The organism is Bacillus sp. FSL M7-1345, from assembly GCF_038006985.1.
In the GTDB taxonomy this organism is placed as follows: Bacteria; Bacillota; Bacilli; order Bacillales; family Bacillaceae_G; genus Bacillus_A; species Bacillus_A cereus_U.
Genome location: NZ_JBBOWG010000001.1, coordinates 3,513,622 through 3,527,904 on the forward strand (window position 1 = coordinate 3,513,622; position 14,283 = coordinate 3,527,904).

Here is a 14,283-nt window from a genome sequence, read left to right on the forward strand (position 1 = left end):
TTTATTGTACAATTCATCATAATGTACTGACTTTCAAAAGGGATTAGTTATTACTTAGCGAAATTATATTAGGAGAGTAATTCTTTTAAAACGTTTACGAAAAACAGATTACTGCAATTAGAAAAGGGGACATAACTATGAATGAATTGATTTTCGTCTTATTTCTTTGTCCATTACTTATTTTTATCGTTTCTGTTATCGGAACACGTAGAACGAAAACGTATTACGTAATGCCGATTGTAACGTTTGCTAGTTTTTTAATAATAGGTGTTTTCGCCTTTACTTCAAAATTTTTCTTTTGGGTTGGTATGTATAGTATCTTCTCATTTATCGTTTCTTATATGACTCTATTATTTGTGAAAGGATATGAAGTTGTAGAAAGCAATAAGTAGTTATTAGTAAGGAGATTGTAATATGCTTTTTTAACAATGATATAAAAAACGACTGCGTTTCCCCCCGCAGTCGTTTTTTTCGTGTTACGCTGTAACCCAAGCTTCATCAGCTGGATTTTTACGCCACTCTTGTAATTTTTTCGTTTCAGCTTGTCCGATCATACCTTTTTCTGCTGCAACTTCAGTTAATGCACTGTAATCACTTAAAGAATATGACGCTACGTTTGCTGCTTCTAGTTTCTCTTTTCCTGACTCGAGCTCGTACGTGAAGATTGATACGATTCCTAATACTTCACAGCCAGCTTCACGAAGTGCTTCTACACATGTAATTGCACTACCGCCAGTTGAAATTAAGTCTTCTACTACTACTACTTTTTGACCTTTTTCAGCTTTTCCTTCGATTTGGTTCCCTTTACCGTGACCTTTTGCCTTACTACGTACGTAGCACATTGGTAAATCCATACGTTCGCTTACCCATGCAGCGTGCGCAATACCAGCAGTTGCTGTTCCTGCAATAACTTCTACAGTTGGGAAGTGCTCTTTAATTAATTCTTCTAATCCAGCTGCGATCGCTTGGCGTACTTTTGGATAAGATAAAGTTAAACGATTATCACAGTAAATTGGTGATTTCATACCAGAAGACCAAGTGAATGGATCATTCGGTTGTAAAAATACTGCTCCAATTTCTAATAAATGCGATGCGATTTCTTTTTTCATACTGTTACACCTTCCCACTGTTGTTTTACTGTTTTATACGCTTCAAGCGGATTTTCTGCTTTTGTAATACTACGTCCAACTACGATGTAGCTTGAACCAAGTTCCCTCGCACGTTTCGGTGTTGCTACGCGCACTTGGTCATTCACATCATCACTTGCAAGACGAATCCCCGGTGTTACTGTTACAAATTCATTTCCGCATACTTCACGTAATTTTGGTACTTCAAGTGTTGAACAAACAACGCCATCAAGTCCACTTTCTTTCGTTAATTTTGCATAATGAGCAACCGCTTCTTCTAACGTTTTCTCAATACCAATCTCTTTTTTCATCATAGCTTCCGAAGTGCTTGTTAGTTGTGTAACTGCAATACAAATCGGTCTCTCTTTTCCTTCTTGCTTACCTTCCTCTAATCCCTCAATCGCAGCTTTCATCATACTACTTCCCCCAGCAGCATGAACATTTACCATATCTACATCTAGACTAGCTAGGCTACGCATAGCGCTTTTTACCGTATTCGGAATATCATGAAGTTTTAAATCTAGAAAAATCTTATGCCCTTTTTCTTTTAAGTACGTAATAATTGCAGGACCCTCTTTGTAAAATAACTCCATACCCACTTTGACAAATAACTCTTCCCCTTCAAAGTGATGTAAGAATTGTTCTACCTCTTGTTTCCCTGGAAAATCTAGTGCAACAATTAGCGACTGTGACATACTTACTTCCAGCTCCTTCCTCGACATTCCGAAATGTGATCAAATCCTAATTCATCTAGTAATGCTGGTAATTCTTCAATAATTGTCGGACATACGAACGGATCGATAAAGTTCGCCGTTCCAACTGCAACCGCGCTTGCGCCAGCATAGAAGAATTCAATTACATCTTCCGCTGTTTCAATACCACCCATTCCGATAATCGGAATGTTAACCGCTTGACTTACTTCATGTACCATACGAATTGCTACTGGCTTAATCGCAGGCCCTGATAGTCCGCCCGTACGGTTTGCTAAAATTGGTTTTGCAGTTTTTAAATCTAGACGCATACCAAGCAATGTATTAATCATCGTTAAACCGTCCGCACCCGCATTTTCAATTGCTTTTGCAATTTCCACAATGTTTGCCACGTTCGGTGACAATTTCACATATACCGGTACTTCAGAAACCTCTTTTACTCGCTTCGTTAAATCAGCAGCAATTTCAGGATTTGTACCAAAAGCGATACCACCCGTTTTTACGTTTGGACAAGAAATATTTAATTCTAGCGCATGAACATTAGGTGCCTTTGAAATTGCCTTCGCAACCGCTACGTAATCCTCAGCTTGTGAACCCGCAACGTTTGCAATAATCGGAAGATCAAATTGCTCGAGAAAAGGTAATTCAGAATTCATTACCTTTTCTAATCCAGGATTTTGAAGCCCGATTGCATTTAGCATTCCGCCTGGTGTTTCAGCAACACGAGGCGTTGGGTTTCCATAACGAGGTTGTTCTGTTGTCGCTTTAATCATAATTGATCCAAGTACACTTAAATCATAGAACTGTGCATACTCACGACCAAATCCGAAGCAACCAGATGCTGGGATGATTGGATTTTTTAATGATAACCCTGGTAATTCAACTTGCAATCTGTTCATAGTACAACCTCCCCGATTGGAAATACTGGTCCGTCGCTACACACCTTCTTGTAAGAATGTCCACTCGGATCTGCTTGTAAATGGCATACACATGCGAAACATGCTCCGATGCCACAGCCCATACGTTCTTCTAATGAAATGTAGGCTTTTCTCTCCTTATAGCGCCCTTCTAATGCACGAAGCATCGCTAAAGGTCCACATGAGTAGAGAATGTCAAAGTCCATTCCATAGCTATCAATTACATCTGTTACAAACCCTTTTGTACCATGTGTACCATCAACTGTTGCAACATACGTATCACCAAGCTCTGCGAATTTCTCTTCATAGAAGACAACATCTTTCGTTTGGAAACCTAAGATGTGAATAACGCGTACTCCTTTTGCTACAAGACGCTGTGACAATTCATATAGTGGTGGTACACCAATCCCCCCACCAACTAATAGAGCCGTTTGTCCAGATTGCGCTTCTTCTACAGGAAATCCATGACCAAGTGGTCCTAACACATCTACAAGTTCACCTTGTTTTCTTTTCGCTAATGTTTTTGTTCCTTGTCCTTCCGCACGATATAGCATTGTAAATTCGTTCTTGTCTTGATCAACATTACAAATACTAATTGGGCGGCGCAGAAGGGGCGTAATGCCCTCTGCTACCTTAATGTGTACAAACTGCCCTGGATCCTTCATTTGCTGCACTAGATCCCCTTGAAGCACTAATTCGTAAATGTTTTTTGCGATTTCTTTTTGGTTAACGACGATCATATTTTGCTTTTGCATCATGCATGTACCACCTCGTGACGCTTCGTTTGCGTAATTTCTTTCATTGAATGAGCTGAGAATGTCATAGATTCTAATACTCTCAAGATTGCTCTCGTTGTATCAAGTGATGTTAAGCAAGCCACACCATTTTCTACTGATTCACGGCGAATGCGGAAACCATCACGCGCTGGTTGTTTTCCTTTTGTTAATGTATTGATTACAAACTGCGCTTTCCCTTGACGGATAATATCAAGTAAGTTGTAGTCTTCAGAATCAATTTTGTTTACAACTTGCACCGGAATGTTTTGTTCTGTTAGGGATTGTGCTGTTCCTGCTGTTGCTAATAAATTATAGCCGATTTCATGGAAGCGTTTTGCAATTTCCAGCGCTTCTTCTTTATCTTTATCCGCTACAGTGATAATTACTGATCCGTGCGTTGGAATGTTAATTCCTGAAGCAACAAGTCCTTTATATAATGCTTTTTCAAGCGTTAAATCTTTACCCATTACTTCCCCTGTTGATTTCATTTCAGGCCCTAATGTTGTATCAACTGAGCGTAGTTTCGCAAATGAGAATACCGGTGCTTTTACATACACTTCCTTCTCTTCTGGGTGATAGCCAGTTCCATATCCTTGTTCTACAAGGTTTTGACCTAAAATAACTTTCGTTGCGATATTTGCCATCGGTACGCCTGTAATTTTACTTAAGAATGGTACTGTACGGCTCGCACGTGGATTTACTTCAATTACATACACTTCATCTTTGAATACTACAAACTGAATGTTTAGTAATCCAACAATGTTTAAACCTTTTCCAAGCGCAATTGTATGTTCAATAATTTGTTCTTTTAGTTTTTCAGATAAGCTCTGTGGTGGATATACTCCAATTGAATCCCCAGAGTGAACTCCAGCGCGTTCGATATGTTCCATAATACCTGGAATGAATACATTCTCACCGTCTGAAATTGCATCTACTTCAATTTCTTTACCAACCATATAACGGTCGATTAATACTGGGTGATCTGCGTGAACTTTAACCGCATTTTTCATGTAATGCAGTAATTCTTCTTGACGATATACGATTTCCATCGCACGTCCACCTAGTACGTAAGATGGTCTTACTAATACTGGGTAACCAATTTTGTCAGCGATCGCTACTGCTTGCTCTACAGTCGTTGCTGTTTTACCAACTGGTTGCGGGATACCAAGCTTTGTTAAAGCTGCTTCAAACTTATCACGATCTTCTGCACGGTCTAAATCTTCAAGTGATGTTCCTAAGATCTTCACACCGTGTGCTTCTAATTTAGCTGCTAAGTTAATTGCCGTTTGTCCACCGAATTGGACGATAACACCTTCTGGCTTTTCTAAATCGATAATGTGCATTACATCTTCGATTGTTAATGGTTCAAAGTATAATTTGTCAGAAATACTGAAGTCTGTTGAAACTGTTTCAGGGTTGTTATTAACAATGATTGCCTCATATCCAGCTTCTTTTATTGCCCATACAGAGTGAACTGTTGCATAATCAAACTCAACACCTTGACCAATACGGATTGGACCAGATCCTAGTACAACTACACTCTTACGATCTGTTACAATCGATTCATTCTCGTCACCATATGTGCTGTAGTAGTATGGTGTTGCAGATTCAAACTCTGCCGCACAAGTATCTACCATCTTATAAACAGGAGTCATATTGCTTTCTTTACGCATATCGTAAATTTCACGCTCTGTTTTGTTCCAAGCATTGGCGATGTAATGGTCACTGAAGCCCATTTCTTTCGCAGATTGTAACACTTCCATATTTCCTACATTCGCTTTTACTTCGCGTTCCATGTTTACGATATTTTCAACTTTTTGTAAGAAGAAGAAGTCCATTTCACACCATTCGTTGATTTCTTCTTTCGTTACACCTTGACGGATCGCTTCTGCTACAACGAACAGACGCTCGTCATCAGCTTTTATAATACGCTTTTTCATCGTTTCTTTATCAAGCTCTTTTAAGTGGTCTAACTCTAGGTGATAAACGCCAAGCTCTAAAGAACGGATCGCTTTTAATAATGATTGTTCTAAGTTACGTCCGATTGACATAACTTCACCAGTTGCCTTCATTTGTGTACCAAGTGTTCTGTTTGCTGATTCAAACTTATCAAATGGCCAACGTGGAATTTTTGAAACAACATAGTCTAATGCTGGCTCGAAGCAAGCGTATGTTTTTTGTGTTACTGGGTTTACAATTTCATCTAATGTTAAACCGACTGCAATTTTCGCCGCTAGCTTCGCAATTGGATATCCAGTTGCTTTAGATGCTAGTGCAGACGAACGACTCACACGCGGGTTTACTTCGATTACATAGTATTGGAAGCTATGTGGATCAAGTGCAAGCTGAACGTTACATCCACCTTCAATTCCTAATGCGCGAATAATTCGTAATGAAGTGTTTCGTAACATTTGATACTCACGGTCACTTAATGTTTGGCTCGGTGCTACAACGATAGAATCACCTGTGTGAACCCCAACCGGATCGATATTTTCCATGTTACATACTACAATCGCGTTATCATTCGAATCACGCATTACTTCATATTCAATTTCCTTACAACCAGCAATACTCTTTTCTAATAAACATTGTGTTACTGGACTATGTTTTAATCCACCTGATACGATTTCAATTAGTTCCTCTTCATTATTACAGATTCCGCCACCTGTTCCCCCCATTGTAAATGCTGGGCGAACAATAACTGGATAACCAATTTCTTTTACAAATTCATGTGCTTCTTCCAGCGTATGAATAATAGTACTAGATGGAATTGGTTCATTTAATTCCTGCATTAATGTACGGAATAAGTCACGATCCTCGGCTTGCTCGATTGCTGATAATTTTGTTCCTAAAATTTCAACTCCGCACTCTTCAAGTATGCCTGATTTCGCAAGTTCAACAGCCATATTCAGGCCTGTTTGACCACCTAATGTTGGTAGGAGTGCATCTGGACGTTCTTTACGAATAATACGGCTTACAAATTCTAGTGTTAATGGTTCTATATATACTTTATCTGCTGTTGCAGTATCTGTCATAATTGTTGCTGGGTTAGAGTTAACAAGGATTACTTTGTAACCTTCTTCTCTAAGAGATTGACAAGCTTGTGTACCAGAGTAATCAAACTCTGCTGCTTGCCCAATTACAATTGGTCCTGATCCGATTACTAAAATTGTGTTAATGTCTAGGCGTTTTGGCATAACTCTTCCCCTTCTTTCTTGAAGTTTTCAATCATTGCTAAGAAATCTTCGAATAAATCATTTGCATCTTCTGGTCCTGCAGAAGCTTCTGGATGGTATTGCACTGTAAATGCTGGGAATTTCGTATGACGAAGACCTTCTACTGTTCCATCATTTAAAGCAACATGTGTAATTTCAAGTTCTGTATTTCCAACTGATTCCTCTTCTACTGCGTAACCATGGTTTTGAGATGTAATTGCTACTTTTCCAGTTGCAAGATTTTTTACTGGATGATTTAAACCACGGTGACCGAATTTTAACTTACTTGTATTCGCACCAGATGCTAGCGCGAACAATTGATGTCCTAGGCAAATCCCGAATAAAGGAACTTTACCAATAATGTCTTTTAACATTTCAATTGCTTCTGGTACATCTTTTGGGTCCCCAGGTCCATTACTTAACATAATTCCATCTGGGCTAAGACGTAAAATTTCTTCTGCTGTTGTATTGTAAGGTACAACAATTACATCACAGTCACGCTTATTTAATTCTCGCAAAATACCATGTTTCATTCCGAAGTCTACAAGTACAACGCGATGACCACGGCCTGGACTTGGGTATGGGTCTTTTGTTGATACGCGTTTCACATGATCTGTAAAGACAGTTGCTTTCAATTGGCTAACGATGTCCTCTACATCCACATCCATATTGCAAAGACGTCCGCGTAAAGTTCCATATTCACGAATTTTTCTTGTTAATTTTCTCGTATCAATTCCTGCTAATCCTGGGATATTTCTTTCTTTCAAGTAATCATTTAACGAAATTTCATTACGGAAATTTGATGGGTGATCACAAATTTCGTTTACGATTAAACCATTTACAGATGGGTGAATTGATTCAAAATCATCACGGTTAATGCCGTAGTTTCCGATTAATGGATACGTAAATGTTACGATTTGACCGCAGTATGATGGATCAGATAAAGTTTCTTGATATCCAGTCATCCCAGTTGTAAATACAACCTCACCTGACTTTTCGATTTCTCCTCCGAAACCTTTTCCAATTAATACCGTTCCATCTTCTAAGATAAGTTGTCTTTTCATACTAATGCACTCTCCTTTTGCCATGCGATCTTACCACCAACGATTGTCATAACCGGCCAACCTTGGCATTTCCAACCTGCGAATGGTGTATTTTTTCCTTTTGATAAGAATGTTGTTGGATCAATTTCTTCTTCTTGTTCTAAATCGATAATTGTAATATCCGCTGTTCTACCTTCTGTTAGGCGCCCTGCTTCTAAACCGAATGTGTCAGCTGGTTTTTCTGTTAAGAATTGAATTAGTTGCTCTAATGTAATGATTTCTTTTTTCACAAGGTTCGTATATAAAAGCGGGAATGCTGTTTCAAAACCAGTAATTCCGAACGGCGCTCTTTCAATCCCTTGCGCTTTCTCTTCTGCAGTATGCGGTGCATGGTCAGTTGCGATCATATCAATTGTTCCATCTAATAGTCCTTCAATTAACGCTGCATGATCTTCTTTTCCTCGAAGCGGTGGATTCATTTTAAAGTTAGGATCAGCCGATGGGATATCATCTTCACATAATACTAAGTGATGCGGTGTTACTTCTGCTGTCACCTTAATTCCAGCACGTTTCGCGTCACGGATTACACGTACAGATCCTTTTGTACTTACGTGACATACGTGATAGTGACAATTTGCAGCTTCCGCAAGTAAGATGTCCCGGGCAATATGTACGGATTCACATACTGATGGGATACCGTTTAATCCGTGTTTCTCAGAAAACTTCCCTTCATGTACACATCCTTTATTAATAAGTGTGTTCTCTTCACAGTGTGCAACAACTGCCATATTTAATTTCGCTGCACGCTTCATTGCAGCTAACATCATGCTTGCACCTTGCACACCTACGCCATCATCAGTGAAAGCAAACGCTCCAAGTTCTTTTAACGTTTCAAAATCAGTCATTTCAGAACCTGCTTGACGTACTGTAATGGCTCCATATGGTAATACATTTACATGTGCTTTTTCTTTAATACGCTTTTGCAGGTCTTCCATATGTTCTTTACAATCTGGTACTGGGCGTGTGTTTGGCATTGCGCAAATTGTAGTAAATCCACCTTTTGCTGCTGCAAGTGTTCCTGTTTCAATTGTTTCTTTATGTTCACCACCTGGTTCACGAAGATGAACGTGTACATCTACTAATCCAGGTGCGATTAACTTTCCATTTACATCGATTACTTCAGCATTATCTGCCGTAATATTTTCTGCTACCTTCGCAATTTTACCGTCTTGTACGAGAAGATCTGTTGCTACAATTTTTCCTTCTTCATTCATATAACGACCGTTTTTAAACAAATAATTCATGTTTCATTCCTCCTAATACATTTGGTAATGCGCGTTTTAGTACAGCCATTCTTACGTAGACCCCGTTTTCCATTTGCTTAAATATGCGTGAGCGTTCACACTCGACAAGTTCACTCGCAATTTCAACATCACGGTTTACAGGGGCTGGATGCATAATAATGCTTCCTTCTTTCATACTTTTTTCTCTTTCAACTGTTAACCCATGTTGATCGTGATACTCTTTCATAATGTCCGTTTCATAATGATCATGACGCTCATGTTGTACACGAAGTAACATCATCACATCCACTTCTGGAACAAGTTCATCTAAACTCTTGTACGTTCCAAATGTGTTCTCTTCATCTTTCCACTCTTCTGGGCTTGCAAAGTAAATTGTCGCGCCCAGTTTCGTTAATGCTTCTGCATTAGAACGTGCTACTCGGCTATGACGAACATCCCCAACTATTGCAATCTTCAAACCTTCAAATCTTCCAAACTCTTGTTTAATTGTTAGAAGATCGAGTAGACATTGCGTTGGATGATTTCCACATCCATCTCCAGCGTTCAAGATTGGGATATTCACCTGATTTTTTAATTCATCGAAGTAACGATCTTGCTCATGGCGGATGACTACCGCTTTTGTTCCGATTGATTCTAGTGTTCTTATCGTATCGTATAAAGTTTCTCCTTTTTGTACGCTAGATGCATCTGCGGAAAAGTCTAATACTTCAAGTCCTAATCTCTTCTCAGCAACTTCAAAGCTAAATCTCGTCCTCGTACTATTCTCAAAGAACAAGTTCGCAACAAATGTTTGCTCTGTCGTTTTTCTCTCTTTTCCATTCGCGAAATCTTCTGCGTCTTTTAGGATTTCTGAAATTTCTTGTTCCGATAATTCACTCATCGTTAACAAATGGCTCATCGTCATCCCTCATCTTTCTGTTTTTTATGATAACACCATCGAATTTTTATAACAATAACTGTATAAAAATACCCTAGCCTTTTGAGACTAGGGTGCGTTAAAGTAGCCACCCTTTTCTATCTCACAGGACTGAATTAAAAGGTTATTTTTATGAAGCAATCTGCTTAGATTGTTTTGTTTTGTTTGTTTGTTTTGTCTCTGGTAGTAGTAGATTTAATAGTACACCTACAATTGCTGCTAGTGCCATTCCTTCTACTTGGAACGATTCACCTACGTGTAGTACCGCCCCGCCAATACCGATTACTAGTATAACTGATGCAATCATTAAGTTTCGTTTGTCGCCTAAGTCTGTTTTATCGTCTACCATCATACGTAAACCACTTGATGCGATTACACCGAAGAGTAGGATTGATACACCACCCATAACCGGTGTTGGAATCGAATGAATCAGTGCTGAAATCTTCCCGATAAATCCAAACATGATTGCGAACACTGCTGAACCGATGAATAAGTATACACTGTATGCTCTCGTAATTGCTAGCACACCGATGTTTTCACCGTACGTTGTATTCGGTGGTCCTCCTATTAGTGATGCGATCAATGTTGCTACCCCATCACCGAAGATTGAACGATGTAAACCTGGTTTTTCAATTAAATCTCTTTTAATAACATTTCCAAGTACAATTTGATGTCCGATATGTTCTGAAATTGTTACAAGTGCAACTGGTACCATTAAGAGTACAATTTTCCAGGAAAACTCCGGAGTATATGTTACAAACGGTACTGTGAAGTCTGGTATGACAAACCATTTCGCCTCAGCTACTGGCTTTAAATCTACTAGCCCTTGGAAGTAAGCGAATATATACCCACCGATGATTCCAAGTAGCACTGGTATGATACTGAAAAACCCTCTCCCGAATATGGAGCAAATGATTGTAATTGCTAATGTTACTAATGCTACTGAAAAGTGTGTAATGCTATACTTACCATCAGCACCGTTCATCGCCATGTTCACTGCTGTATGCGCTAAAGATAAACCGATTACCATTACGACTGGTCCAACTACGATTGGAGGAAGTAATTTCATAATCCACTCTGACCCAGATTTCTTAATTCCGAGTGAGATTAAGATGTACACAAGTCCCGCAAGCATTCCTCCAAGCATTGCTGCTCCAGGTCCACCTGCTGTTTTTGCCGTAATAATTGGTGCAATAAAGGCAAATGATGATCCTAAATATGCTGGTACTTGACCTTTCGTTATTAGAAGAAACGCTAGCGTTCCTAATCCACTTGATATTAAAGCTACTGATGGATTCAGTCCTGTTAAAAATGGAACAAGCACTGTTGATCCAAACATCGCGAACAAATGTTGTATACTTAATAATAACCATTTTCCCGGTTTCGGTACTTCATGAATGTCTAACACTGGCTTTTGCTCCATTGTTACATCCTCCTTCAGTTTTAATTTTTGCAATAAAAAAACTCTTTGTGCCTGTGCACAAAGAGTCCTACACTTTCGTATGCCAAATTTGACACATGAAAGCCAAGACCCTTTGGCAGCCTCACAGGACTACATTTAAAAGGGCTTTACTTATCGTATATGCTTACTCGATCTTGTTGATCTGTCTCTTGCAAATCAACTTCGATACGCTCTTCACTAGATGTTGGAATGTTCTTTCCTACATAATCAGCGCGAATTGGTAATTCTCGATGACCTCTATCAACAAGAACAGCCAATTGGATTTGTGATGGTCTACCTAAATCCATAAGAGCATCCATTGCTGCTCGAACTGTTCTTCCTGTATATAACACATCATCCACAAGGATAACTTTTTTCTTCGTAATATCTACAGGAATATCAGAACCTTTTACAAGTGGTTCTTTATGTTTCGATTGTAGTGTTAAATCATCACGATATAACGTAATATCTAACTCTCCTACTTCCATCTCTTTTCCTTCAATTTGACCAATTCGTTCTGCCAAACGTTGTGCAATAAAAATTCCACGTGTTTTTATTCCGACAAGAACACAATTATCGACACCTTTATTTCGTTCCACGATTTCATGACTAATTCGTGTTAAAGCGCGGCGAATCATTTGGTCATCTAAAACGACAGCTTTCTCTTGCATGCTCTACACCTCCAAGTTTTTTTCTTGCGTGAGAGTAATGGTATAAAAAAAGTCCTCTCAGCGTGTGCGAGAGGACTTTTGAAAAAAGGGTATAGCATACCCTAAGTATTTCAAACCGTTACCTTCTCAACCTCACGGGGCTGTGTTAAAGGATCATTATTTAACTGTTGTCAGTATCTCAGTTTTCTTATGATTTGTCAATACTATTTCCGTAAAATATTTAGCGCTTCTTCAAACACTTCTGGAATCGGTGCCTCAAACTCAATATATTCATCCGTACGAGGGTGATCGAAACCTAAAATCCCTGCATGAAGTGCTTGTCCATTCATGTCTAATGTTTTCTTCGGACCATACTTTGGATCCCCTGCAAGTGGATAACCAATATATTTCATATGAACACGAATTTGATGTGTACGTCCCGTTTCTAAACGACATTCTACAAGTGTGAAATCCTTAAATCGCTCTAACACTTGGAAATGTGTAACTGCATTCTTACCATTTTCATCAACGGTCATACTTTGACGTTCTTTTTTATCACGACCAATTGGAGCATCAATTGTGCCTTTATCATGTGGAATTACACCATGTACAATCGCTTTATAACGTCTCGTTACCGTTTTGGCTACAAGTTGATTTACAAGTGATTCGTGCGCCATATCATTTTTAGCAACCATTAATAATCCAGATGTATCCTTATCAATACGGTGTACTATACCAGGACGCATTACACCGTTAATACCTGATAGGTCTGTACAATGATGCATAAGTCCGTTTACAAGCGTACCCTTCGTATGCCCTGGTGCTGGATGTACTACCATGCCACGCGGCTTATTTACAACTAGTACATCGGCATCTTCATAATAAACTTCTAAATTCATATCTTCCGGTTGAATATCTAACTCTTCTGGCTCGGGAATTGTTACTGTAATTTCATCATTTCCCTTTACTTTATAATTCCCTTTAACTGATTTCCCATTTACTGTCACAACAGCATCTTTAATCCATTGCTGCACTTGTGAACGTGACCATTCACTGTTTATTTCTGCAACGAATTTATCAATTCGCTCGCCTTTTTGTTCTTCTGCAACTGTTACTTGTACTACTTCACTCATTCAATTACTCCTTCGTTTTCTTTCCTTCTAATACTGTTTGAATAATAATTAATACAACTCCAATACATAATGCTGAGTCAGCTATATTGAATACTGGATAGTTGTACGAGAAAATATACACGTGAATGAAATCCACTACTTCTTGTCTAAATACACGATCAATAAAATTGCCAATTGCTCCGCCTAAAATTAGACCTAATGAAATACCTAGAAGCTTGTCCGTTTTCGCATATTTTTTCATATAAAATACGATAAATGCTACGAAAATGACTGTAATAATGTAGAAAAACCACATTTTATTTTCTAAAATACCCCAGGCAGCTCCTCTATTTCGATGTGATGTTATGTATAATACATTATCGATAATCGGAATGCTCGTACCCAATTCCATGTTCTTTACAATTAGCCATTTCGATATTTGATCGATGGCAATGACAAATAACGCTATTACATAATATATCATTTTCATTTCCCCCATAAAGACAGTGTACCTCAAAATTTTAGCATAGCTGCTGCCTTTTCACAATGAACCTTTATAGAAGAATAAAATAAATTAAAAAAAGGTAACATAATATCGTTGTGCGTATTCATACATTTACCTTTTCATAGAAAAATTCATGAATAGTACGAGCAGTCGGCATTGTTTTCATTTGTTTTGTAGAAATCGCTCTTCCAGTTTCTTCACAAATACCGTACATATCTATTTCCATTTTAAACAATGCACGTTCTACATCTTTTAAATCCTCTTTTATATCATGTAATAGCAATTTTTTCTTTGTCTCTTCCTTTATGCCGTATCCAAGTTCTTGCCCAAATTCCATATAGTATGTGTGCATTACTTCTTTCGCCAGTCTATCTTGCAACTCTTTTCTCATCAATTGCAATTCTTCTTTTATTTCCATATAAATTTCATTCACGTGTACATTCCTCCCAGCTGCAATGTACAATTAGTGTGTCCGAAATTTCTACGCTTACCTCACACACATTTTTCCTTCATAGGAAAGAGAGTGAAAGTTATTTCGATATATCATCAACAAAAAACTGACTACTC

General features: G+C 38.5%; 14 protein-coding genes. 1 reads left to right on the forward strand and 13 read right to left on the reverse strand.

Going from position 1 to position 14,283, the window contains the following annotated elements:
- Positions 1 to 137: 137 nt before the first annotated feature.
- Positions 138 to 392: a YbeF family protein gene (locus tag MHB76_RS18220; RefSeq protein WP_078172925.1), complete on the forward strand. Its 255-nt coding sequence runs from the start codon at positions 138 to 140 to the stop codon at positions 390 to 392.
- Positions 393 to 476: 84 nt separating this feature from the next.
- On the opposite strand, the gene pyrE is transcribed toward MHB76_RS18220, so the two are convergent.
- The 13 genes from pyrE to MHB76_RS18285 all read right to left on the reverse strand — a co-directional run bounded on the left by pyrE (position 477) and on the right by MHB76_RS18285 (position 14,149).
- A complete protein-coding gene (pyrE, locus tag MHB76_RS18225) occupies positions 477 to 1,109 on the reverse strand; it encodes an orotate phosphoribosyltransferase (RefSeq protein WP_078172923.1) in 633 nt (210 codons plus the stop codon).
- On the reverse strand, positions 1,106 to 1,822 hold the full coding sequence (pyrF, locus tag MHB76_RS18230; RefSeq protein WP_000083510.1) for an orotidine-5'-phosphate decarboxylase: 717 nt from the start codon (positions 1,820 to 1,822) through the stop codon (positions 1,106 to 1,108). The genes pyrE and pyrF overlap by 4 nt, the downstream gene beginning before the upstream one ends.
- Before the next feature lie 2 nt (positions 1,823 to 1,824).
- A complete protein-coding gene (pyrD, locus tag MHB76_RS18235) occupies positions 1,825 to 2,736 on the reverse strand; it encodes a dihydroorotate oxidase B catalytic subunit (protein ID WP_016106019.1) in 912 nt (303 codons plus the stop codon).
- Positions 2,733 to 3,512 (reverse strand): dihydroorotate oxidase B electron transfer subunit, encoded by a 780-nt coding sequence (gene pyrK, locus MHB76_RS18240; protein ID WP_078172922.1) that lies wholly within the window; start codon positions 3,510 to 3,512, stop codon positions 2,733 to 2,735. The genes pyrD and pyrK overlap by 4 nt, the downstream gene beginning before the upstream one ends.
- Positions 3,509 to 6,727 (reverse strand): carbamoyl-phosphate synthase large subunit, encoded by a 3,219-nt coding sequence (gene carB / locus MHB76_RS18245; RefSeq protein WP_002146052.1) that lies wholly within the window; start codon positions 6,725 to 6,727, stop codon positions 3,509 to 3,511. Before carB ends, pyrK begins: the two co-directional genes overlap by 4 nt.
- Positions 6,712 to 7,809 (reverse strand): carbamoyl phosphate synthase small subunit, encoded by a 1,098-nt coding sequence (locus MHB76_RS18250; protein ID WP_016106020.1) that lies wholly within the window; start codon positions 7,807 to 7,809, stop codon positions 6,712 to 6,714. The genes carB and MHB76_RS18250 overlap by 16 nt, the downstream gene beginning before the upstream one ends.
- On the reverse strand, positions 7,806 to 9,092 hold the full coding sequence (gene pyrC, locus MHB76_RS18255; protein WP_078172920.1) for a dihydroorotase: 1,287 nt from the start codon (positions 9,090 to 9,092) through the stop codon (positions 7,806 to 7,808). Before pyrC ends, MHB76_RS18250 begins: the two co-directional genes overlap by 4 nt.
- On the reverse strand, positions 9,076 to 9,990 hold the full coding sequence (gene pyrB, locus MHB76_RS18260) for an aspartate carbamoyltransferase (RefSeq protein ID WP_078172919.1): 915 nt from the start codon (positions 9,988 to 9,990) through the stop codon (positions 9,076 to 9,078). Before pyrB ends, pyrC begins: the two co-directional genes overlap by 17 nt.
- A 148-nt stretch (positions 9,991 to 10,138) precedes the next feature.
- On the reverse strand, positions 10,139 to 11,431 hold the full coding sequence (gene uraA / locus MHB76_RS18265) for a uracil permease (protein ID WP_002111419.1): 1,293 nt from the start codon (positions 11,429 to 11,431) through the stop codon (positions 10,139 to 10,141).
- 146 nt (positions 11,432 to 11,577) lie between these two features.
- The gene (pyrR, locus tag MHB76_RS18270; protein WP_001156489.1) at positions 11,578 to 12,120 is read right to left on the reverse strand and encodes a bifunctional pyrimidine operon transcriptional regulator/uracil phosphoribosyltransferase; all 543 of its coding nucleotides are present in this window, start codon (positions 12,118 to 12,120) and stop codon (positions 11,578 to 11,580) included.
- A gap of 203 nt (positions 12,121 to 12,323) precedes the next feature.
- Positions 12,324 to 13,232 carry an RluA family pseudouridine synthase gene (locus MHB76_RS18275; RefSeq protein ID WP_078172917.1) on the reverse strand — a complete coding sequence of 303 codons (909 nt, stop codon included), beginning with the start codon at positions 13,230 to 13,232 and terminating at the stop codon, positions 12,324 to 12,326.
- Between the two features lie 4 nt (positions 13,233 to 13,236).
- Positions 13,237 to 13,695: a lipoprotein signal peptidase LspA gene (gene lspA / locus MHB76_RS18280; RefSeq protein WP_002088246.1), complete on the reverse strand. Its 459-nt coding sequence runs from the start codon at positions 13,693 to 13,695 to the stop codon at positions 13,237 to 13,239.
- Positions 13,696 to 13,819: 124 nt separating this feature from the next.
- A complete protein-coding gene (locus tag MHB76_RS18285; protein ID WP_002160708.1) occupies positions 13,820 to 14,149 on the reverse strand; it encodes a hypothetical protein in 330 nt (109 codons plus the stop codon).
- Positions 14,150 to 14,283 lie beyond the last annotated feature (134 nt).

What these genes read in the sequence shown, in the direction of transcription:
- MHB76_RS18220 (WP_078172925.1), top strand. Translation starts at nt 138, where the DNA reads ATGAATGAATTGATTTTCGTCTTATTTCTTTGTCCATTACTTATTTTT.
- pyrE (WP_078172923.1), bottom strand. Translation starts at nt 1,109, where the DNA reads ATGAAAAAAGAAATCGCATCGCATTTATTAGAAATTGGAGCAGTATTT.
- pyrF (WP_000083510.1), bottom strand. Translation starts at nt 1,822, where the DNA reads ATGTCACAGTCGCTAATTGTTGCACTAGATTTTCCAGGGAAACAAGAG.
- pyrD (WP_016106019.1), bottom strand. Translation starts at nt 2,736, where the DNA reads ATGAACAGATTGCAAGTTGAATTACCAGGGTTATCATTAAAAAATCCA.
- pyrK (WP_078172922.1), bottom strand. Translation starts at nt 3,512, where the DNA reads ATGATGCAAAAGCAAAATATGATCGTCGTTAACCAAAAAGAAATCGCA.
- carB (WP_002146052.1), bottom strand. Translation starts at nt 6,727, where the DNA reads ATGCCAAAACGCCTAGACATTAACACAATTTTAGTAATCGGATCAGGA.
- MHB76_RS18250 (WP_016106020.1), bottom strand. Translation starts at nt 7,809, where the DNA reads ATGAAAAGACAACTTATCTTAGAAGATGGAACGGTATTAATTGGAAAA.
- pyrC (WP_078172920.1), bottom strand. Translation starts at nt 9,092, where the DNA reads ATGAATTATTTGTTTAAAAACGGTCGTTATATGAATGAAGAAGGAAAA.
- pyrB (WP_078172919.1), bottom strand. Translation starts at nt 9,990, where the DNA reads ATGAGCCATTTGTTAACGATGAGTGAATTATCGGAACAAGAAATTTCA.
- uraA (WP_002111419.1), bottom strand. Translation starts at nt 11,431, where the DNA reads ATGGAGCAAAAGCCAGTGTTAGACATTCATGAAGTACCGAAACCGGGA.
- pyrR (WP_001156489.1), bottom strand. Translation starts at nt 12,120, where the DNA reads ATGCAAGAGAAAGCTGTCGTTTTAGATGACCAAATGATTCGCCGCGCT.
- MHB76_RS18275 (WP_078172917.1), bottom strand. Translation starts at nt 13,232, where the DNA reads ATGAGTGAAGTAGTACAAGTAACAGTTGCAGAAGAACAAAAAGGCGAG.
- lspA (WP_002088246.1), bottom strand. Translation starts at nt 13,695, where the DNA reads ATGATATATTATGTAATAGCGTTATTTGTCATTGCCATCGATCAAATA.